The organism is Herbihabitans rhizosphaerae (assembly GCF_004216555.1).
In the GTDB taxonomy this organism is placed as follows: domain Bacteria; phylum Actinomycetota; class Actinomycetes; order Mycobacteriales; family Pseudonocardiaceae; genus Herbihabitans; species Herbihabitans rhizosphaerae.
The window spans coordinates 588,742-609,863 of record NZ_SGWQ01000002.1 but is presented as its reverse complement, the minus strand read 5'-3'; the positions used below and the strand labels follow the sequence as shown (position 1 = coordinate 609,863).

Annotated in this window: 17 protein-coding genes and 1 pseudogene; 8 read left to right on the top strand and 10 right to left on the bottom strand. The window is 69.8% G+C overall.

The annotated features are described in order from the left end of the window. Positions 1-7: 7 nt before the first annotated feature. Positions 8-982, bottom strand: coding sequence for a beta-ketoacyl-ACP synthase III (locus EV193_RS08480; protein ID WP_341273147.1), 975 nt, complete (start codon positions 980-982; stop codon positions 8-10). 107 nt (positions 983-1,089) lie between these two features. On the opposite strand from EV193_RS08480, the gene EV193_RS08475 reads away from it, so the two are divergent. After that, on the top strand, positions 1,090-4,344 hold the full coding sequence (locus tag EV193_RS08475) for a GH92 family glycosyl hydrolase (protein WP_207222552.1): 3,255 nt from the start codon (positions 1,090-1,092) through the stop codon (positions 4,342-4,344). Positions 4,345-4,381: 37 nt separating this feature from the next. On the opposite strand, the gene EV193_RS08470 is transcribed toward EV193_RS08475, so the two are convergent. From EV193_RS08470 to EV193_RS08460, 3 genes are all read right to left on the bottom strand, one after another. Beyond that, entirely contained in the window at positions 4,382-5,092 is a 711-nt protein-coding gene (locus tag EV193_RS08470) for a histidine phosphatase family protein (RefSeq protein WP_130343426.1), read from the bottom strand. A gap of 21 nt (positions 5,093-5,113) precedes the next feature. Then, the gene (locus EV193_RS08465) at positions 5,114-5,953 is read right to left on the bottom strand and encodes an undecaprenyl-diphosphate phosphatase (RefSeq protein ID WP_130343425.1); all 840 of its coding nucleotides are present in this window, start codon (positions 5,951-5,953) and stop codon (positions 5,114-5,116) included. Positions 5,954-6,129: 176 nt separating this feature from the next. Continuing rightward, on the bottom strand, positions 6,130-7,179 hold the full coding sequence (locus EV193_RS08460; protein ID WP_130343424.1) for an LLM class F420-dependent oxidoreductase: 1,050 nt from the start codon (positions 7,177-7,179) through the stop codon (positions 6,130-6,132). 102 nt (positions 7,180-7,281) lie between these two features. Here EV193_RS08460 and EV193_RS08455 point away from each other — a divergent pair, with 102 nt between their 5' ends. The 5 genes from EV193_RS08455 (at position 7,282) to EV193_RS08435 (ending at position 11,047) form a co-directional block, all read left to right on the top strand. Next, positions 7,282-8,244: an aldo/keto reductase gene (locus EV193_RS08455; protein ID WP_130343423.1), complete on the top strand. Its 963-nt coding sequence runs from the start codon at positions 7,282-7,284 to the stop codon at positions 8,242-8,244. Positions 8,245-8,404: 160 nt separating this feature from the next. Beyond that, positions 8,405-9,007 carry an NADPH-dependent FMN reductase gene (locus EV193_RS08450; protein ID WP_130343422.1) on the top strand — a complete coding sequence of 201 codons (603 nt, stop codon included), beginning with the start codon at positions 8,405-8,407 and terminating at the stop codon, positions 9,005-9,007. Positions 9,008-9,033: 26 nt separating this feature from the next. After that, entirely contained in the window at positions 9,034-9,726 is a 693-nt protein-coding gene (locus EV193_RS08445) for an antibiotic biosynthesis monooxygenase (protein ID WP_130343421.1), read from the top strand. An 86-nt stretch (positions 9,727-9,812) separates the two neighbouring features. Then, positions 9,813-10,838, top strand: coding sequence for a YncE family protein (locus EV193_RS08440; protein WP_242613220.1), 1,026 nt, complete (start codon positions 9,813-9,815; stop codon positions 10,836-10,838). Continuing rightward, the gene (locus EV193_RS08435; protein WP_130343420.1) at positions 10,835-11,047 is read left to right on the top strand and encodes a DUF5703 family protein; all 213 of its coding nucleotides are present in this window, start codon (positions 10,835-10,837) and stop codon (positions 11,045-11,047) included. Before EV193_RS08440 ends, EV193_RS08435 begins: the two co-directional genes overlap by 4 nt. Here the strand turns inward: EV193_RS08435 and EV193_RS08430 are convergent. The 4 genes from EV193_RS08430 to EV193_RS08415 all read right to left on the bottom strand — a co-directional run bounded on the left by EV193_RS08430 (position 11,040) and on the right by EV193_RS08415 (position 14,994). Further along, positions 11,040-11,513: a DUF2231 domain-containing protein gene (locus EV193_RS08430; RefSeq protein ID WP_130343419.1), complete on the bottom strand. Its 474-nt coding sequence runs from the start codon at positions 11,511-11,513 to the stop codon at positions 11,040-11,042. The two genes, EV193_RS08435 and EV193_RS08430, sit on opposite strands and share 8 nt — an antisense overlap. A gap of 63 nt (positions 11,514-11,576) precedes the next feature. Next, the gene (locus EV193_RS08425) at positions 11,577-12,491 is read right to left on the bottom strand and encodes an alpha/beta fold hydrolase (protein ID WP_130343418.1); all 915 of its coding nucleotides are present in this window, start codon (positions 12,489-12,491) and stop codon (positions 11,577-11,579) included. Further along, on the bottom strand, positions 12,485-13,813 hold the full coding sequence (locus EV193_RS08420) for a M20/M25/M40 family metallo-hydrolase (protein ID WP_130343417.1): 1,329 nt from the start codon (positions 13,811-13,813) through the stop codon (positions 12,485-12,487). The genes EV193_RS08425 and EV193_RS08420 overlap by 7 nt, the downstream gene beginning before the upstream one ends. A 29-nt stretch (positions 13,814-13,842) precedes the next feature. Further along, positions 13,843-14,994, bottom strand: coding sequence for a KamA family radical SAM protein (locus tag EV193_RS08415; protein ID WP_207222551.1), 1,152 nt, complete (start codon positions 14,992-14,994; stop codon positions 13,843-13,845). A 753-nt stretch (positions 14,995-15,747) separates the two neighbouring features. Between EV193_RS08415 and EV193_RS08410 the strand changes: the two genes are divergently transcribed. Together EV193_RS08410 and EV193_RS08405 are read left to right on the top strand one after the other, a co-directional pair. Beyond that, a complete protein-coding gene (locus EV193_RS08410) occupies positions 15,748-17,016 on the top strand; it encodes a phenylacetate--CoA ligase family protein (RefSeq protein ID WP_242613219.1) in 1,269 nt (422 codons plus the stop codon). A 50-nt stretch (positions 17,017-17,066) separates the two neighbouring features. Beyond that, positions 17,067-17,946: pseudogene (locus EV193_RS08405) on the top strand (IS5 family transposase). 9 nt (positions 17,947-17,955) lie between these two features. Here the strand turns inward: EV193_RS08405 and EV193_RS08400 are convergent. Together EV193_RS08400 and EV193_RS33705 are read right to left on the bottom strand one after the other, a co-directional pair. Beyond that, entirely contained in the window at positions 17,956-20,460 is a 2,505-nt protein-coding gene (locus EV193_RS08400; protein ID WP_130343415.1) for an acyl-CoA reductase, read from the bottom strand. After that, positions 20,457-21,101 (bottom strand): LuxE/PaaK family acyltransferase, encoded by a 645-nt coding sequence (locus EV193_RS33705; protein WP_207222550.1) that lies wholly within the window; start codon positions 21,099-21,101, stop codon positions 20,457-20,459. The genes EV193_RS08400 and EV193_RS33705 overlap by 4 nt, the downstream gene beginning before the upstream one ends. Positions 21,102-21,122 lie beyond the last annotated feature (21 nt).

Here is a 21,122-nt window from a genome sequence, read left to right as displayed (position 1 = left end):
AGGCCTGTCACGCAGTCGGGAGGGTGACCACCTGGGCGGCGTAGCACAGGCCCGCGCCGAAGCCGAACAGCAGCGCGGTGCCGTTGTGCTCGACCGTGCCCTCGGTGATCAGGGTGTCCAGCGCGATCGGGATCGACGCAGCCGAGGTGTTGCCGTACCTGATCACGTCATCGGCGATCACCGCGTTCGTGGCGCCGATCTTGGTGGCCAGCGCGTTCACGATGCGCAGGTTCGCCTGGTGCGGCACGAGCGCGTCCAGGTCGGCCGGCGCGACGCCGGCGAGATCGCAGGCGCGCTGCGCGACCGGGTAGATCTCCGTTGTGGCCCAACGGAAAACCGCTCGCCCGTCCATGTTCATGGTGCGCTTGCCGTCCGGGACCTCGATCAGCTCGGCCCGGGTGCCGTCACTGCCCCAGGCGACCGGGCCGATGCCGGGCTCCTCGGCCGGCCCGACCACCGCGGCTCCGGCACCGTCGCCGAAGATGATCGAGGTGCCGAGGTCCTCCGGGTCGACCCAGGCGGTCATCTTCTCCGCGCCGATCACCAGCACGTGCCGCGCCGAGCCCATCCGCACCGCGTCCGCCGCGACGGCCAGCGCGTAGCAGAACCCGGCGCAGGCGGCGTTCAGGTCGAACGCGCCCGCCTCCTCGGCGCCGAGCGCCCGCGCGACCCCCGACGCCACGTCCGGCATCGGCTGCTCGACGCTGCAGCTCGCCACGATGACCAGGTCCATGTCGCCGCCGGTCAGGGCGCAGCGAGCCAGGGCCCGAGTTGCGGCCTTCACCGCCAACTGGGACACCGTCTCCTTCTCGGCGCGCCGGCGGGTGGCGATGCCGGTGCGGGCAAGCACCCACTCCTCATCCCGACCGAACCGCGCGGCGACCTCGTCGCTGGCGACCACCGTGGACGGCAGATAACTGCCGAGCCCGATAATTTTCGCCTCACGAACGTGACGTCTTTGCCGCAAAGTACTCACCACCACGCGAACACTCTGACGTCCTACTATTCGGTAGCCGAGTCACGCCACCTGTGACCTACATCTCACTCTCGCACTGGCGTGTCAAAGGATCAGGCCGCAGAGTTGTTTTCGTGACCGCCGCCTCATTCACCACGTCGTTCGAAACGGGCGACCCCACGCCGATCTCGGAGCCACTCGATTCCGAGGGTGTCGAGCTGGCCCTGCGGGTCGGCGGCGGGCCGGCACACGCGCCGGCGGCGAAAACCGGTGTCGGGTTCACGGGCCTGCGCGCGCTCAACTACACCGGCACGCACCGGGCGGACGGCCGGGGATTCGTGCGGCACAAACTGTTCGCGGTCGACATTCCGGTCACGGCGGACACCGAACTGTCCTATGTGATCTTTCCCGAACTCGGTGGGGACCTCGGCTACCCGGCCACATTCGTCGCGCTGGACCTCGCCCTCGACGACGGCACCCTGCTGTCCGACCTCGGCGCGCTCGACCACCTCGGGTTCGAGCTCTCCCCCGCCGGGCAGGGTGCGGCCAAGTCGCTGTACCCGGACCAGTGGAACCGGCGCGCGTGCCGCCTCGGGGAAATAGCCGCGGGGCGCACGGTCACCGCCGTGCTGCTCGGCTACGACAATCCGGACGGACCGGCCGGCTTCTCGGGGTGGATCGACGACATCGCGATCCGGTCGGTGCCCGCCCGTGCCGCGACCCGTCCGAGCGAGCACGTGATCACCACCAGGGGCACGCACTCCTCCGGCGGGTTCTCCCGGGGCAACACCTTTCCGGCGACCGCAGTCCCGCACGGCTTCAACTTCTGGACGCCGCTCACCGCCGCCGGCGAGCTGAACTGGCTGTACAGCTGGCACCAGCGCAACAGCGAGCGGAATCTCCCCGCGCTGCAGGCGTTCTCGGTGAGCCACCAGCCGAGTCCGTGGATGGGCGACCGGCAGACCTTCCACGTGATGCCGAGCGCCGCGCCGGGCCGACCGCCGGCCGGGCTCGAGGAGCGGGCGCTGGAGTTCTCCCACGACGACGAGATCGCCCGGCCGCACTACTACGGCGTGACGTTCACCGGCGGCGTGCGCGCGGAGATCGCGCCGACCGACCACGCCGCGATGTTCCGGTTCACCTTTCCCGGCCCGGACGCGTCGCTGGTGTTCGACAACCGCGACTGCCGGGGGCGGCTGTTCCTGGACACCTCGCGCGGCGTCGTCACCGGGTACTCGGATGTCCGAAGTGGACTGTCCAATGGCGCGACCCGGATGTTCACGCACGCCGAGTTCGACCGCCCGGTGATCGGCGGCGGCCGGCTGTGGCGCTGGTTCGGTCCGCGCACCACCGGGCATCTGCGGTTCGCGCCGGCCGAGCACGGCGAAACCGTTGTCACGATGCGGATCGCGACCTCGCTGATCAGTGCCGAGCAGGCCCGCCGCAACCTGGAGCTGGAGCTGCCGGCCGACACCGCGTTCGACGACGTGGTCGAGCGGGCGGCCGGCGTCTGGGACGACGTGCTCGGCACGATCGAGGTGGACGGCGCGACCGACGACCAGCTCGCCACGCTGTACGGCAATCTGTACCGCCTGTTCCTGTACCCGAACTCGATCTTCGAGAACACCGGAACGGCCGAGGCTCCGGTGCACCGGTACGCCAGTCCGGTGCTGCGTAGGCGGAAGCCGAACACCCGCGCGCGCACCGGTGCGTCCATTGTGGACGGTCGGGCGTATGTGAACAACGGGTTCTGGGACACCTACCGGACGGTCTGGCCGGCCTACGCGCTGCTCGCGCCGGCGCGGTGCGGTGAGCTGGTGAACGGGTTCCTGCGCCTGGCCGCGGACGGCGGCTGGGTGCCGCGGTGGTCCTCCCCCGGGTACGCCAACCTCATGACCGGCACCAGCTCCGACGTCGCGTTCGCCGACGCCTACCTCAAGGGTGTGCCGGGGATCGACCCGCACGAGGCGTACCGGGCCGCGCTGCGCAACGCGACCGTCACCCCGCCGCACGACGCGGTCGGCCGGAAGGGAATCGACCGCTCGATATTTATCGGATATACCCCGACATCGGTGCACGAGGGTCTTTCCTGGGCGTTGGAAGGCTGCGTGAACGATTTCGGAATCGCGAATCTGGCCCGCGAGATCGGCGCACACGAGGAGGCGGAGTACTTCCTGGAACGCGCGCGCCACTACGTGCACATGTTCGACGAGCGAATCGGCTTCTTCCAGGGGCGAAACGACGACGGCACCTGGCGGTGGTCACCGGATCGGTACGACCCGACAATGTGGGGGTTCGACTACACCGAGACGAACGGCTGGAACACGGCGTTCAGCGTGCCGCACGACGGTGCCGGGCTGGCCACGCTGCACGGTGGCCGGGAGGCACTGGCCGCCAAGCTCGACGAGTTCTTCGGCACGCCGGAAACCGGCACGAATCCCGGCTCGTACAACGGAATCATCCACGAGATGACCGAGGCGCGGGACGTGCGGATGGGCCAGTACGGGCACAGCAACCAGCCCTCGCACCACATCATCCACACCTACCTGCACGCCGGGCGGCCGGCCGCCGCGCAGTGCAAGATCCGCGAGATCATGGCGCGCGGCTACTCGGGCAGTGAGATCGGCCAGGGATACTGCGGCGACGAGGACAACGGCGAAATGTCCGCGTGGTGGCTGTTCAACGCGCTCGGACTGTATCCGCTCACGGTCGGCAGCCCGTATTACGTCATCGGTTCGCCGCTTTTCACGAAGGCGACCGTGCGTTTGGAGAATGGGCGCACAATCGTGGTCGAGGCGCCGAACAACAGCGCCGAGAATGTGTATGTCCAAGCGCTCACGGTGAACAGCCGCCCGTACACGAAAACCTATCTCCCACACGCGATGATCGCCGAGGGCGCCACGCTGACGTTCGACATGGGGCCGGAGCCGTCGGACTGGGGCACCGACCCGGCCGCCGCTCCCCCGTCGGTCAGCCCGCCCGGGGTGCGCCCGTCACCCTTGGCGGACGTCACGCTCGGCGCGACGGCGACCGGTCCGGACGACGTCGAGATCGACTTCCTGTTCGACGACACCACCCGCAGCGAAGTGCGCTTCGCCGACGGTCGGGTCACCATCGACATCGCGCTCACCGAGCCGGCGGCGGCGCGGTTCTACACCCTCACGTCCGGCATCGCGCCCAACGAGGACCCCCGCTCGTGGGTGCTCAGCGGATCCACGAACGGTACCCAGTGGACCACCGTGGACCGCCGGAACGACGAGAACTTCCTGTGGCGCAGGCAAGTTCGTCCGTTCAAAGTGGACAGTCCGGTGCCGTGCACGCACTACCGGCTGGAGCTGACCGGCGGCCAGCCGCCGGTCACCCTCGCCCAGATCGAACTGCTCGCCTAACGGACGCGCTTGGTGTCCGCGATGCCGGACGAGAGCATCAGCGGCCGGTCGTGCCACCGACGACGGCGTCGCCCGAGCCGCCCTTTCCCTTGCGCCGCTTGGACTGTCGGGGCTTCTCCGGAACCACGCCGGTCAGGTCGCCGCCGTTGTCGTTCACCCGGAGCACGAACGGGCGGGTGTCGGTGTAGCGCACCACGGACACCGATCCGGGGTCGACCACGATCCGCTGGAACGCGTCCAGGTGCTGGCCGAGGGCGTCGGCCAGGATCGCCTTCAGCACGTCACCGTGACTGCACAGCAGCCACACCGCCTCGACACCGTGCTCGGCGGTGACCCGCGCGTCGTGCTCCCGCACCGCCGCGACGGCGCGCGACTGCACCGTGGCGAGCCCCTCGCCGCCGGGGAACACCGCCGCCGACGGGTGCTGCTGCACGACCCGCCACAGCGGCTCCTTGCCCAGCTTGGACAGTGCCTGGCCGGTCCAGTCGCCGTAGTCCACCTCGGACAGCCGGCCGTCGGTACCGGCGCGCAGGCCGCGATCGGCGACCAGTGCCGCCACCGTCTGCCGGCAGCGCAGCAGCGGCGAGGTGACCACCGCGGCCAGCGGCACGCTGGCGAGCCGTTCCACCAGTCCTGCCGCCTGCGCCTTGCCCCGGTCGTCCAGTGCCACCCCGGGCGTGCGGCCGGCGAGCACCCCCGACCCGTTCGCGGTCGAGCGCGCGTGCCTGAGGAGTATCACGGTGGCCACGAAGGCCACCCTAGTGCGGGATCAGACGACCGGGCCGGCGTTCGGGTCGAGCGCGCCGAACATCACGAGCAGCAGCAGGGCGAGGCCCAGCGCCACCCGGTAGATCACGAACGGCGTGAACGTGCGGGTCTTGATGTACTTCATCAGCCAGGCGATCACCGCGTAGCCGACGAAGAACGAGATCACCGTGGCGAAGATGGTCGGGCCCCACGGCGGGCTGTTGTCCCCGCCGATGTCGGTCAGCTTGTAGAACCCGGACGCGAACACCGCCGGCATGGCCAGCAGGAACGCGTACTCAGCCGCCGACTCGCGCCGGTAGCCCATCAGCAGGCCCGCCGTGGTGGTGCCGCCGGACCGGGAGACGCCCGGGATCAGCGCCATCGCCTGGGCGAACCCGTAGGCGAGTCCGTGCGGCGGGGTCAGGTCATCCAGCTTGCGCTGCTTGGCACCGATCTTGTCGGCGATGCCGAGCAGCACGCCGAACAGGATCAGCGTGAACGCGATCAGCCGCAGGTCGCGGAACGCGTGGCTGATCTCGTCCTCGAACAGCAGCCCGAGCACGGCGATCGGCAGCGTGCCGATGATCAGCAGCCAGGCCATCTTAGAGTCCTGGTCGGCCATCCACTTCTTCGGGCTGGCCAGCGTCCGGAAGAACCCCTTGATGAACCGGAGCAGGTCCTTGCGGAAGTAGATCACCACCGCGGTCTCGGTGCCGATCTGTGTCACCGCGGTGAACGCGGCACCCGGGTCGCCCCAGCCGGCGAACGCCGCGGTGATCCGCAGGTGCGCGCTGGACGAGATCGGAAGGAACTCGGTGAGCCCCTGAACGAGACCGAGCACAAGGGCTTCAAGCCAACCCAACGACTACTCCCCACCAACGAGTGCGAGCGCGACGGCCACGATCTTGCAGCACCCACGATCGGGGGCAGTCAGCGGGCTCCGTTCACCGGAACGTGGTGGTCCGCGTACTTTAGCGGGCTAAAGTACGCCAAACATGAACGGAGCGATCGCTAAGAATCGGACACGAGCGCAGGTGATCAGTCACCGACGCCCGCGGCGTCCAGCGACTCGACGGCCGTGCGCAGCGCCGCGGTGGCCCGGTCGGCCTCCTGGAACAGCGGCGACACGGTCAACGTGGTGACACCGGCCTCGGCGAGCGCGCTCATCTTCTCGGTGATCCGCTCCTTCGGACCGAGCAGCGACGTCGCGTCGATGAACTCCGCCGGCACCCTGGCCATCGCGCCCGCGTAGTCCTTGGCCAGGTAGAGATCCTGGATCTCGGCCGCGGCCGACTCGAAGCCCATCCGGCAGGCCAGGTTGTAGTAGAAGTTCTGCTCGCGGCTGCCCATGCCGCCGATGTACAGCGCCGCGTAGGGCCGCACCAGGTCGGCGGCGGCGCGCCAGTCGTCGTCCACCACCAGCGGGACGGTAGGCACCACGTCGAAGCCGTCCATGGTCTTGCCGGCCTTCTCCCGCCCCTTGGCGATCAGGTCCAGCGACTCGCGGCTGTGCTCCGGCGAGAAGAAGATCGCCAGCCAGCCGTCCGCGATCTCACCGGTCAGCTCGAGATTCTTCGGGCCGATCGAGGCGAGGTAGATCGGGATCTCCTCGCGCACCGGGTGCACGGTCAGCTTTAGCGGCTTGCCCGGCCCGTCCGGCAGCGGCAGCGTGAAGTGCTTGCCGTCGAAGGAAACCCGCTCGCGGCGCAGTGCCTTGCGGACGATCTCCACGTACTCCCGGGTGCGGGCAAGCGGCTTGTCGAACTTGACGCCGTACCACCCCTCGGACACCTGCGGACCGGACACGCCGAGCCCGAGCCGGAACCGGCCGCCGGACAGGGTGTCCAAGGTCGCGGCGGTCATCGCGGCCATGGTCGGCCGGCGTGCCGGAATCTGGAAGATCGCGCTGCCGACGTCGATCCGCTCGGTGTGCGCGGCGACCCAGGCGAGCACCGTCGGCGCGTCCGAGCCGTACGCCTCGGCGACCCAGGCCACCGAGTACCCGAGCCGATCCGCCTCCTTGGCCTGTTCCAGGTTGGCCGCGTCGTTGCCGGCACCCCAGTACCCCATGTTGATTCCGAGTCGCATGCTCCGGACCCTACTTGGCAGTACGCCAACGGCAACAGGTGTGTGATCCGCACCGCGCGTTGCTGCCGGGTGTGACCATGTCCAGCCCTTAAGGTCGGCCATGTGGAGCAACGACGCCTCGGCCGCAGTGGCCTGCGGGTGTCCCGGATGGCCCTCGGCACGATGACCTGGGGGCAGGACACCGACGCCGATGAGGCCGCGAGCCAGTTGGTGGCCTTCCTGGACGCCGGCGGCACGCTGGTGGACACCGCCGACGTGAACGCGGACGGCGAGGGTGAGCGGCTGCTCGGGACGCTGCTCGGCGAGTTGGTGCCACGCGAGAACCTGGTGGTCGCGACGAAGGCGGTGGCCCGGCGGGACGATTCGCCGTTCGGTGGCGGCGCCTCTCGGGGCGCGCTGTTGTCCGCGCTGGACGGTTCGCTGCGCCGGCTCGGGGTGGATCACGTCGATCTGTGGCAGTTACACGCGTGGGACCCCGAGGTGCCGATCGAGGAGACGCTCGGCGCGGTCGAGGCCGCCGTGCACAGCGGCAAGGTGCGCTACGTCGGCGTGTCCAACTACACCGGCTGGCAGCTCGCGACCGCGTGCACGCTGCGTCCGGCCGCGATCGTGTCCACACAGGTCGAGTACTCGCTGCTGGAGCGCGGTATCGAGCGCGAGGTGGTGCCGGCCGCCGATCACCACGGGGTCGGGCTGCTCCCCTGGGCGCCGCTCGGCCGTGGCGTGCTGACCGGGAAGTACCGCTCGGGCACGCCGGCCGACTCGCGCGGGGCGTCGCCGCACTTCGCGCCGTACGTGGAGCAGCACCGCACGGAGCGCGCGGCGCGGATCGTGCAGGCCGTGATGACCGCGGCCGACGGGCTTGGCACCTCCCCGATCGCGGTGGCGCTCGCCTGGGTGCGTGACCGGCCGGGTGTGGTCGCGCCGGTGGTGGGCGCGCGCAACGCCGCACAACTGGCCGGCTCGCTCGCCTCGGAGGGATTGGTGCTCCCGCCGGCGATCAGGGCCGCACTGGACGATGTCAGCGATATCGAGCTGGGCTACCCGGAACGCCGTCTCGGTTAACGCGCGAGTCCCGCGCTCAGACACGGCGAGTCCCGCGCTGTGCACCGTGCAGGGCGCGGGACTCACTGGTGCAGGGCGCGGGACTCGCGATCACATGGGCTTGAGTGCCAGGTCACATCGGCTTGACCTCAAGTATTGTCGAGGTTTCACCATTGTGATCATGACTGAGACACCCCATTCCGATCGCGACCCGCTGAAGGTCGTCGTCGTCATCGGAAGCACCCGCCCGCAGCGCATCGGCCGGATCGTCGCCGACTGGTTCGTCGGCAAGGCGGCCCGGCGCGACGACATGACCGTGCACGTGGTCGACCTCGCCGAGGCCGCGCTGCCCGTCGTCCTCACCGGCGACCTGGCACCCGACGACGCCGACGCGCTCGCCCAGGTGACACCCCAGCTCGACGCGGCGGACGCGTTCGTGATCGTGACCCCGGAGTACAACCACAGCTTCCCCGCGTCGATCAAGAACCTGATCGACTGGCACTACACCCAGTGGCGCGCGAAGCCGGTCGCCTTCGTCTCCTACGGCGGTCTGGCCGGCGGGCTGCGCGCGGTCGAGCACCTGCGGCAGGTCCTCGCCGAGCTGCACGCGGTGACCGTGCGCGACACGGTCAGCTTCCACGGTGTGGCCGGCCGGTTCGACGACGCCGGCACGCTGATCGACACCGAGGGTGCCGCCGGTGCCGCGAAGACCATGCTGGATCAGCTCGACTGGTGGGCGCGATCGCTGCGCGAGGCCCGTTCCGTACGCCCCTACGCGGCCTGATTCCCTTCCCTGCCAAGGAGTTTCCCATGACTACCGTGAGCACGACGCTGCCCGATCCCCGGCGCGACGGGGTCGGCGTGATCCTGTCCAGCGAATGGTCGCTCGGCACCCCCGAGCGCCAACTGGCCGCCGCCGAGGCCACCGTCCGGGTCTGGCGCGACGCACCCTGGCCGGACGGCCTGATCTCCTACACGCTCCTGCTCGGCACCGACGGCGACCGGCTCATGCACTACTCCCAGTACCGCGACGAAGCGGCCTACGAGGCGTTCGCCGCCGAGGGCCGCGGGCCGAAGGTGGCCGAGATCGACGCCGCCGTGCCGGGCATCGAGCGACTCGGCCTCGGCCGGTTCCGCCTCTACCGATCCGGGCGCTCCGACGACGACGCCCGGGTACCCGGCTGCATCGTCGCGGTGCACGTGGACACCGACGACGCGCGCACCGCCGAGGCCTGGGTGGACTCGGTATTCGACGCGCTGGACACCGATCCGAACCCGCACGGCGGCGGCATCGGCGCGTACTTCCACATCAGCACCGACGGCACCCGGGTACTCAACTACGCCGAATGGGTCGACGAGCAGTCGCACATCGACGCGCTGGCCGGGCCTGGAAACGGGGTCGGGTCGGCGCGGACACCGCAGTGGAACCGGGTCCAGAACACGCCCGGCGTGCGGCACGTCGCGGTGCGCCGGTTCACGCCGTACCGCACCCTCACGGCCTGACGACCTGGCGGGTCACGTGGAATCCGACACCGAGTTGAGGGATGCTGGAGGGCACCCTTGACGCGACCGACGGCTGGGATGAACTTGTGAGGACAGCTTTGCTGCGGATCATCGGCATGCTCGCGCTGGCCATTCTCGCCACGGCGAGCGTGACGGCCTGCTCGAAGGAGGATCAGCCGACCGACGAGCTGATGGTGACCGACAACCCGGTCGCGGCCACCCCGGCCACGTCACCCGCGCCCGCCGTCACCCCGGCGGGCGCGGTCGTGTCCGCACCCGCCGCGTCCTCGGTGGTGGTGGACCCGCGATCACGGCTGATCGCCGTCGCGGCGGCCGCTCCCCCCGCCGTGCTGCTCTACCGGCTCGACGACCTTGCCGCGCCCGCGGTGTCCGTGCCGCTTGCCGGTCCGGCGGAGTCGCTGACCCTCGTCCGCGAGGGCGGACCGGTACTCGCCTCGGTCAGTAGTTCAAAGCAACTGATCAGCGTGCGGCTGCCGGACGGCGCCGCGACGACCGTGACCCTGCCCGCCGCGCCAGTCGCCGCCACGCCGGTCGGGGCGGCCACGCTGGTCGCCCTGCGCGAGCACAAGTCGGTCGCCGTGGTGGAGGGCGACAAGGTCGTGCGGGTGATCTCCGGCGGGCTGTTCAGCTCCGACGTGCCGTTCGCCATGGGCGACCGGGGGGCGGTACTGGACCGGGTGCGCAACGCGATCTTCGAAGTCGACCTCAAGCAGGGCACGATCGGCGCCGGCCTGCGCGCCGGCGAAGGGTCCACCAACGGCGTCCTCGACCGGTTCGGCCGCGTGCTGACCACCGACACCCGAGGCGGCGCGCTGCTCGCGTTCTCCTTCGACCCGCTGCTGATGCGCCAGCGCTACCCGGTGCCGGGCGCGCCGTACGGCATCGCCTACGACGCCAAGCGCGACCTCGCGTGGGTCACCCTCACCGCGCGCAACGAGGTCGTCGGCTTCCACGTCGCCGGCGACGAACCCCGCGAGCGCTACCGGCTGCCCACCGTCGGCCAGCCCAACTCGGTGGCCGTCGACCAGGAGAGCGGGCGCGTGATCGTGGCGTCCGCGAGCGGAGGAGGTGTTCAGGTGATGCAACCATGAGCGACGGGGTGATCGACGGGGACTGGGAATACCGGCCGCTGCGCCTGCCACCGGGAGTGTCACGGTTGACAGCGGCCACCCAACTGGCGATCCACGCCGAGTTCTCCGGCTGGGAGCTGTCCAACGTCCGGCTCTACGCCGACGGCACCCGCAAGGTGTGGCTGCGCCGCCGTCGCCGGGCCGGAGTGCTCCCCGGAGTGATCACCTAGCCGGCGGAACGTCCTCGACGTAGTCCCAGACCGCACGCGAGCCGGCCTCGCCGATGCGGAAGACCTGCACGGCCGACACTCCGGCCAGTGCCACCACTAGCACGCTCACCACGATCGTGCCCGCCTTCACCCACGTCTCCCGGGGCAGCCGGTCGGCCAGCACCAGCGCCAGGGTGACCACCAGCAGCGGGATCACGAAGATCAGCAGATCGTCCCCGAGCGCCATGTGCCGGTCGACCAGCTCGTTCGGCGGAATGCGTTTCGCCAGGTTCTCGCCGCTGGCCGTCGCCACCGGAACCGAGGCGGTCGCCGCGGCGGTCACGCCCACCACGAGCCACCCGAACCGCTTTCTGGCCGCCGGCCACACCGCGATCACCACCGCGCCGAGAGCGGCGAGTGGAACCAGGATCACCACCGCGTGCACGACAAGCGCGTGCAGTGGCAGACCGTTGAAGAATTCGGGCATCGGACGCCTCCCGTGGAATCGATCGCACTCTCACTGTCGATACGTCCGCGAACACGGTCCGGTTCAGTCTGGTGACGAGCGGTATGCCGCGTGCACGAGCGCGACGATCCTGGGAATGATCTCGGGTGCGCCCTCCAGCGGCAACATGTGGCCGAGTCTCGGCAACACGATCGCCGTGCCGTCGCGCACCGCGTCGGCCAGCACGGCGGCGTCGGTCTCCGGAACCAGCCGGTCCTTCTCCCCCACGATCGCCACCACCGGCGTGTCGCTGGCCACCTCCAGCGCGGACGCCCGCCGGGCGTCGGCCAGCCCCGGCCGGAACATCGCCACGGTGTCCGGCCAGTGCCGCAGCACCATGTCGGCCACGAGTTGCACGTCCTCCGGATCGGGATCGTCACCGAGCAGCAGCCAGCGCAGCCCGATCGCGGTGGCCCGGTCGATGCGCTGTCTGATCGGCCCGATACTCGGCCTGCCGATGATGGGGGCGCCGATGATCCGCTCGAGGTCCTGCACGAGCCGGCCGACCGAACTCGGCAACGCCGTCGACGTGTCGGCGAGCCAGCCGGCCGCGGTGTTCACGAACACCACGCCGGCCACCCGCTCGGTGAACAGCTCGCGGTGCGCCTCGATCAGCGCCATCACGGCCAGCCCGCCCATGCCGTGACCGACCAGGATCACCCGACCGGTCGGCACACCCTCGGTGATCACGCCGGCCAGGTCCGCGCCGAGCTGTTCCACGGTCGCGGTCGCCGGTGTGGCCGGCTCGGAGTCGCCGTGCCCGCGGTGGTCGTAGGCGAGCACGCCGACCGGGCGCTCGGTGGCGTGCGGCAGCACGTCGAGCACCTTGTGCCAGATCCGGTGGTCCTGGGCATAGCTGTGCGCCAGGACCACAGTGATCGCCGCGCCGGGCTCGCCCGTCCGCACTACGTGCAGCCGGGTCCCATCAGGGAGGACGAGCTCGCCCGGCTCGGTCAGCATGTACGCAGGAACCTGTCCAGCACTCGGGTTCCGAAGCGCAGCGCGTCGACCGGCACCCGCTCGTCGACGCCGTGGAACAGCGCGCCGAAGTCCAGGTCCGGCGGCAACCGCAGCGGCGCGAACCCGAAGCAGCGGATTCCCAGCGTGTGGAACGCCTTCGCGTCGGTGCCACCGGACAGCATGTACGGCACGGTCTTCGCGGCCGGATCCTCGGCGAGCACGGCCGCGGCCATCGCGTCCACCAGCGCGCCGTCGAACGTGGTCTCCACCGGCGGCAGGTGGGTGACCCACTCGCGCTCGATCTCCGGGCCGAGCAGCTCGTCCAGCTCCCGCTCGAACGCCTCCTGCCGGCCGGGCAGCACCCGGCAGTCCACGACCGCCTCAGCCACCGACGGGATCACGTTGGCCTTGTAGCCGGCCGACAGCATCGTGGGGTTGGCCGTGTCACGCAGGGTGGCACCGACGATCCTGGCGATGCTGCCGAGCTTCGCGACCGACCCGTCGAGGTCCTTCTCGTCGAAGTCGATGCCGGTCAGCTCGGTCATCGAGGACAGGAAGTCGCGCACGGAATCGCTGAGCACCAACGGAAAGCGGTGGTTGCCGAGCTTCGCGACGGCCTCGGTGAGCTTGGTGACCGCGTTGTCGTCGTGGATCATCGAGCCGTGCCCGGCGCGGCCGCGGGCACGCAGCTTCATCCACGCGATGCCCTTCTCCGCGGTCTCGATGAAGTACGCGCGCACGTCGTCGGCGACGGTCACGGAGAACCCGCCGACCTCGCCGATCGCCTCGGTGGCACCTTCGAGCAGATCCGGCCGGTTCTCCACCAGCCACTGCGAGCCGTACTTGCCGCCGGCCTCCTCGTCGGCGACGAACGCGAAGATCAGGTCCCGCGGCGGGACGATGCCGTCCCGCTTGAACCGGCGTGCGGTGGCGAGTGTCATCGCCACCATGTCCTTCATGTCGACGGCGCCGCGGCCCCAGACGTAGCCGTCGTGCACCGCTCCGGAGAACGGGTGCACCGACCACTCTGTGGGATCCGCCGGCACGACGTCGAGGTGTCCGTGGATCAGCAGCGCGCCCCGGCTCGAGTCGGCGCCGGGCAGGCGCGCGAACACGTTGCCCCGGCCGGGCGCGCCGGACTCGAGGTAGGTCGTCTCGTAGCCGACCTCGTGAAGTTTCTCCGCGACGTATTCCGCGGCCGCACGTTCACCAACGGTCGTCTCCAGATCCCCCGTATTCGAGGTGTCGATCCGGATCAACTCGCTGGTGAACGTGACGGCCTCGTCCTGGGCGAGGGAAAGGCTGGTGTCGTCAGTCGTCACCGGCTCTTCCTACCAGGTGCGGACAACGATCACTGCTGCCAGAACCACGGCTCGTCGAACGCCGGCTTGAGGTCGTCGAACCACACGGCGTGCTCGTCCATCCGGGCGAAGAACGGGCGGCCGACGTTGTCGGGGTTGCGCGCCTGCAGGAACCGGCAGGCGAACACCTCCTCGCCGCCGACCTTCACGATGCCGTCCAGCACGACCTTGCCCGGCGACGCGGACATCACCGGGCCGCGGGCGGTGCGCTCCAGGCCGGACACGGCGGCGATCGCGTCGCGGTAGATGCCGACGGCGCGGCGCAGCGGCAGCTCGAAGTAGCTGCTCGCGCCGGTGTCCCGTTCGACGAACATGTAGTACGGCACGACGCCGAGGTTGACCATCTTGCGCCACATGTCCGACCACACCGAGGGGTCGTCGTTGACGTGCCGCACGAGCGGGGCCTGGGCGCGGATCACCGCACCGGTCGCGCGCACCCGCTGGATGGCCTCCACGACGGCCGGGGTCTCCAGTTCACGGGGGTGGGAGAAGTGCGCCATGATCGCGACGTGCTTGCCGGCCGCGATGGCCTTCTCGAACAGCCGCAGCAAATCGTCGGCGTCATTGTCGGTGGTGAACCGGTACGGCCAGTAAGAAAGGCCCTTGGTCCCGAAACGCACATTCCTGATGTGTTCGAACTCGGGCGCCAGAAGCGGCTCGATGTAGTTACGGATCCGCTCGGTCGACATAATCATCGGGTCGCCGCCGGTGAACAGGACGTCCGACGCCTCCCGGTGGTGCCGCAGGTAGGCGAACGCCTTGTCCGGAGTGTCCACGGCCTGCTTCAGGTCCGCGATTCCGATGAACTGCGCCCACCGGAAGCAGTAACCGCAGTAGGAATGGCAGGTCTGGCCCTGGCCCGGGAACACGAGAACCGTCTCGTGGTACTTGTGCTGCAGGCCGTTGACCGGCTCGTCGTCCTCGACCGGCACGTTCGAGGCGAGCTGGTCGCCAGGGTGCGGGTTGAGCGACAGGCGGGCGTCGTCGACAGCCGCGCGCAGGGTCGCCTTGTCCGCCTTCGAGTCGATGATCTTGCCGATGTCGTCGAACATCTGCGACGGGAGCATGTCGCGGTGCGGGAACGTGAGCCGGTAGATCGGATCGTCCGGCACGGCGTCCCAGTCGATCAGCTCGTCAACCACATAATTGTTGACCTTGAAGGGGAGGACCGCGCTGACGACCTCGATGTCCCGCCGCAGATCAGCGTCAAGCTGTTCGATCTGGGGGATCTTCGAAAGCCTAGCTCCGGGGATCGCCCGCATCTTGGGTCCAGCAAGCTCTCGATTCTCTACCGACACTGTGTTCTCCTACCAAGCTGTTAGGTCACCTAATTTCCCAGTCGGAATTGTCAAGGGTAGACTTTTCCGCCAAGATGATTGCTTTTTTGGGTGGTTCCAACCGTCGATCGTATCTGCCGCGTTTCTGTCGCGGCGGTAATCCGGAAAACTTCAGCAGTTACAACGCGCCGAACGCCGCCCACAGGACGACGCGTCGACTGGCCCCAGTGCGGGCGTTCCGGCGAATGATGCGCCGACGACCTGACCTTCGGGTGAACTCTTGTCGACTATATTCTGCTCGAAGGTCATCACTGCCCCTTTGCAGTCTTCCCAGAATCACGTCCAGTGGTCCGTACGGCGATGCCCGGCACCCACTGAGGGAGCCGTAGCGCTGCGTCACGGTAGCGCACCAGGACGAACCCGGGCAGCGGTCCGTTCGTCCTCACTGTACCTCTGAGACGGACCGGTTCAAACAGCGTCATGTAACACTCCGGCCCCGAGGAGCGATATCACGAGGTTGGGGGCTTGAGGAGCCCGTTCGTCCGCAGCCGATCGGCCCACGCCGCGGCCGCTATGCTCACAACGTACCCTCCACCGTCGTTCCAGGGGTTTCCACCAGTGCCAGCCGAATTATCCGCGGCCATCGCCGCGCGTCTCGATCAGATCATCGCCTTCGCCCGCACCCACTCGCCGTTCTATCGAGACCTCTACGCCGGCCTGCCCGACTCCCCCACGCTGGCCGATCTGCCACTGGTCGACCACGCCGCCTACTGGGCTGCCAACGACCAGCACGACAACCGGCTGCTGACCGGTGAGCAGGCCGGCGGCATCGTCCTGAAGACCGGCGGCACCACCAGCGCGCCGAGGGTCTCCCGGTACACCCGCGCGGAATGGCGGGAAATGGCCGCCACGTTCTCCGCCGGACTGCCGGCGGCCGGCCTGCGCGACGGCGACCGGGTCGCCAACCTCTTCTACGCCGGCGAGCTGTACTCCAGCTTCATCTTCACCCTCAACTGCCTGCAGGACGCGCCGGTGGACACCGTGCACCTGCCGATCGCCGGGTCGGCCCCGCTGGACTTCACCGCGACCGCGATCGCCGACTTCAGCGCGACCGTCCTGGCCGCGCCGCCGACCACGCTGTGCCGGCTGGCCGAGCACGTCACGGCGAACACCGGAGCACTCCCCTCGGTCCGGCTGGCCCTGTTCAGCGGCGAGTCGTTCTACGGCGACCAGCGCGCGCTGCTGGCCAGCGCGTTCCCCAACGCCGAGGTGCGCTCCATCGGATACGCCTCGGTCGACGGCGGCATCGTCGGCGCACCGGTGGACGGCGAAGGCGACACGCGGATGCACCGCGCCTTCCCCGACCGGATCGTGGAACTGCTGGACCCCGAGACCGGCCGGCCGGTCACCGAGCCCGGCGTGCCGGGCCGGGTCGTGGTGACCGACCTGGTGCGACGTCTGCAGCCGGTGCTGCGCTACCCGGTCGGCGACCTCGCCGAGTGGGCGGGCGAGGACACGTTCCGGTTGCTCGGCCGCTCCGACGAGGGCGCGCGAGTCGGCCCGGTGACCCTCTACCTCGACGATCTGCGCGCCGTGGTCGAGTCCGCGACGTCGCACTCGCGGATGGTGGCCGGCATGCAGGTGGTGCTGCGCCGGATGGACGCCAAGGACCAGCTCGTGCTGCGGGTGGCCTGCCAGTTGATCGATCCGGAGCGATTCACCGCCGACATCGCCGACGAGCTGGACCGCGTCCGCCCGATGTTCGCCGACCACGTGGAGCGCGGGCTGATCGCGCCGCTGGCCGTCGAGCTGACCGGACCCGACGGCCTGGCGATCAACCCGCGCTCCGGAAAACTCGTCCGGCTGATCGACGAACGCGGGCGCTAGGACCTGTCCTCAAAGGTGATTTGGCTGACCTGGTTTGATCTTCGGTCGTGGTGCGTAGGCATGAGTTGACTGATGAGCAGTGGTGTGTGGTGGAACCGTTGCTGCCGCCGTCGGGGGTGAAGGGTCGTCCGCGGGTGGATGACCGGCGTGTGATCAACGGGATGTTGTTCAAGGCTAAGACCGGGGTGTCGTGGCGTGATCTGCCGGAGCGGTATGGGTCGTGGAAAACGGTCTACGGCCGGTTCTGGCGCTGGTCGCGCGATGGCACCTTGACCATGTTGGTGGGCAAGGTGCGGGTGATCGCGGAGGCGATCGACGAGCTGGACCGGGAAGTCTCGGTCGATTCCAGCATCGTGCGTGCCCATCAGCACGCGGCCGGTGCCCGTCGCCGCCCGCGTGCTCACACAGGGGGCGAGCGGATCGTGTGGCGGGCACACCGAACCAGATGATCATGCTATCGGTCGGTCACGCGGCGGACCCTCGACCAAGATCCATCTCGCGTGTGACGGGCACGGCCGTCCGCTGTCGGTCGTGTTGACGGGCGGCAACACCAACGACTGCACCATGTTCCACGATGTCCTGGCCGGTGTTGTGTTCCAGCGACAGGTTGCGGGCCGTCCGGCGACCAGGCCGCACCGGGTGATAGCGGACAAGGGCTACTCCAGCCGCGCCATCCGCACCCACCTTCGCCAGCGCGGCATCCGGGCCACCATCCCCGAACGCCGCGACCAGCAAGCCAACCGTGTCCGGCGCGGGCAAGGGGGTGGCCGCCCACCGGCCTTCGACCCGGCGATCTACAAGCGCCGCAACGTCGTCGAGCGCTGCTTCAACCGACTCAAGCAGTTCCGGGCCATCGCCACCCGCTACGACAAGACCGCCCTGTCCTACCAAGCCATGATCGACCTGGCCACCCTCACCATCTGGCTTTGAGGACACGGCCTAGCGGCGGTCCAGTACCGGCACGAGCTTGCCGCTGGTGGCCGCCCGGTCGAACGCCTCCGCGGGCGTCGGGCGCACCCGCAGCCGCACCAACCGGTCCTGCTCGGCGGTGGTGGCAAGCTCCGGGTAGTTGCGCAGCAGCAGCCGCTCCACCTCGTCCGGCTCCGGCGTCTTGCCGTGCTCGACCCGCACCGTCAGCCACTCCTGTCCGCCGTCGAAGTCCAGCTCGATCTGCAGGTCGCCGGAGTAGCCGAGCACCTCGTCGGCCACCGCCACGAACCGCCGGTAGTTCAGGAAGTGCCCGCCGCTGCGGAACACGTCGCCGGATCGGCCGAGCAGCTCGAACCGCGGCGTGCGCCGCCCACACGGGCAGTCGGCGTCCAGCCAGCGGCCCAGGTCGCCGATCTCGTAGCGCTCCAGCCGCTGCCCGCGCCGGGTGTGCGACGTGAACACCAGCCGGCCGACCTGACCGGGCTCGGCCGGCCGATCCTGTTGCTGGTCAAGGATTTCCAGCGTCTGCACGCCGGTGAACAGGTGGTGCTCCCCCGGCTCGCCGGCCGCGCACTGGTAGCCAAGCGGACCGGCGTCCACGCTGCCGTAGGCCGCCGAGCGGATCACCTCGACGCCGAACTCCTCGGTGAGCAGCCGCCGCTGCGCCGCGCTGAAGTGCTCGCCGCCGTAGAAGATCTTGCGCACACCGCCGTACTCACGCAGCGCCGCGCCTTCTTCCACGAACAGCCGCATCAGGTAGCTGGGCATGCCGAGCAGCGTGTCCACCCGATTGTCCACAATGGACTTGACCACCATGGCGTGCCCGTTCTGCTGCCCGGCCATCGGGAACTGCACCGCGCCGAGCCGCTCCAGCACCGAGAAGAAGCTGAGGAACCCGCCGTAGAGCTGGCCGCCGAAGAACAGGTTCATCACGCGATCGGTGCGCGGGTCCAGCCCGGCCGCGAGCAGACCCTCGGCGCCGGCGTGCATGTGCTCGTCGTAGTCGGCCCAGCTGAACGCGGACAACTTCGGCTCGCCGGTGGTGCCGCCGCTGCGGAAGAACACCGCCGCCCGGCTGGTGTCCTCCTGCAGCGTGCCGAACGCGGCCTTGCCGGTGATCGGGACGTCCGGCGCGGGCAGCTGTCCCGTGCCGGTGAGATCGTCGAGGCAGGAGTCGGTGGCGAACCGGTCGTCCAGCTGCACGTCCACCCGGCGGGAGTAGCGCTGCAACGCGTACACCCCGTCGTGCGGCTCGCCGTCGTAGCTGCCGAGCATCGCGCCCGGCACGGTCACCCGCTGCACCCCGGCGGCCAGCAGCATCCGGGATAGCACCGCCACATCGGTCCGGTCCGCGCCCACGCCCGCGGTCTGCAGGTAGCGGCGCATCGGACGCAGATAGCGGCCGATTTCCTTGCGCGGCAACGGTTTGACCCACACGGTGCGGTGCAGCGGCGAGGCACGCAGGGCGGAACGGGTGTCCACCAGCACCCGCCACGAGCGGTCCTCCGCGGTGTGCACGTCGGTCAGGCCGAGGTGCCGCTCCAGGTCGGCGACCAACACCGTGTTGGTGATCTCGGCCCACTCCGCGTCACCGGGCACCCTGGCCGGCGACTCGGCGGAGACGCGTTCCAACACCCGCGCGAAACGGGTGCCCACGGCGAACAGCTCCGCCTCGTCGTCGGTGTCCAGGTAGATCACCTGCGGACTGGAGCAGGCCTGCTGGTCGAGCCGGCACACGTCGGCGGCAACCTCGGCCAGCACGTCGTCGGTGCACGATTCCGTTGTCAGGTAAGCGAAGGACAGCTTCGGCCCCCAGTCGACCAGCCGGCAGCCCGGCCGGACCAGCCCGGCCATGCCGGCCACCGCCTCCTCGCCGCCCCACACCGCCACCGCGTCGGCGGCCGCGCAGATCAGCCGCAGCCACTCGGTGCGCGCGGACGGGAAGGCCAGCACGATCACCCGCTCGGCGATCCCGCCGCCGGGGTCGGCGTCGGCCAGCGCGGCCAGCAGCGTCGTGGTGAACCCGGCGTCGGCGCCACTGGTCTTGATCACGTTGAGGTTGCCGCTGAGCAGGCCCTCGACCACGCTCAGCGCGCCCGCGGCCGGCGCGTTGCCCGGGGCGACGTGCGCCAGCAGACCGACCGGCGCCCACGCCTCGAACACCGTCTGGTGGTGGTCGAACCTGGCCAGCCGGCCGGGATCGGTACCACCGAGTTCGCGGATCAGCTTGCGCTCCAACGGTTCCCGGCGCAGCGCCGCCGCGAGCCCGTCCAGCGTGTCGCGCGCCTCGGCGGCCGGCACTCCCTGCTCGGCCAGCGCGGCGGTCAACCGACCGGTCAGCTCGTCGTCCTGGTCGGCCAATCGCGCGGCCACGCGATCGCAGGCGCGGATGACCCGCAGCGGCCGGATCTGCTCGCCGGCGAGCACCCGGCCCGCCGTCGCCTCAAGCTCATCGAGCCGCCGCCGCGCCTCGTCGTCGGCGATCCGCTCGCCCTGCCATAAATGCTCGGTCACGAGGTGCCCTTCAGAAGTTCGGCCGCGGCGATCGCGCAGCTGCGGTTGCGGGACAGGCCAGCCCGGCCGTGCACCTGGAACCACGGGGTGTTCAGGGAGCAGCCGCACTCGGCAGCCGGGTGCAGCGACGCGAGATCGCCCATCAGGACGGACTGGGCCGGCGCCGAGGTGATGTACGGCGAGATCAACTGCAGGTAGCCGCGCTCGCCGTCGGACAGCGGCGACAGGTCGCGCACCGACCGGATCAGCACCCGCGCCCACGCCGGCACGTGCAGGTTGTGCCGCTCGCACTCCAAGTAGGGCACCGAGTGCTCGACCGAGCCGAACCCGTCGCGGATGCGCTCGTCCGGGATGCCAAGCTGCTCGGTGATCCGCGCGTACAACTCCGGCTTGCCGACCTGCTGGTCGGCGTGGCCCTTCCAGCCGCCGCCGAACAGCACCAGCGAACTCGGCGGCAGCGTCACCGGCGGCACGCCCAGCGCGCGCATCCGGTCCAAGGTGAAGGAAAGGAAGGCGGGGAACCCGAAGATCCGCACCGGCACCTCGTCCCTGGCCGACCGCAGCAGCGCGCGCACGCAGCCGAACGCGTCGAACTCGTGGCCCTCACCGGTGTGCGGGATGGCGTGCTCGACGGTGCGCACCGGCGCGAACTCGCACAGGTA

Coding starts and splice junctions, on each gene's coding strand:
- EV193_RS08445 (WP_130343421.1), top strand. CDS start 9,034: ATGACTACCGTGAGCACGACGCTGCCCGATCCCCGGCGCGACGGGGTC.
- EV193_RS08425 (WP_130343418.1), bottom strand. CDS start 12,491: ATGCTGACCGAGCCGGGCGAGCTCGTCCTCCCTGATGGGACCCGGCTG.
- EV193_RS08430 (WP_130343419.1), bottom strand. CDS start 11,513: ATGCCCGAATTCTTCAACGGTCTGCCACTGCACGCGCTTGTCGTGCAC.
- EV193_RS08460 (WP_130343424.1), bottom strand. CDS start 7,179: ATGCGACTCGGAATCAACATGGGGTACTGGGGTGCCGGCAACGACGCG.
- EV193_RS08435 (WP_130343420.1), top strand. CDS start 10,835: ATGAGCGACGGGGTGATCGACGGGGACTGGGAATACCGGCCGCTGCGC.
- EV193_RS08450 (WP_130343422.1), top strand. CDS start 8,405: ATGACTGAGACACCCCATTCCGATCGCGACCCGCTGAAGGTCGTCGTC.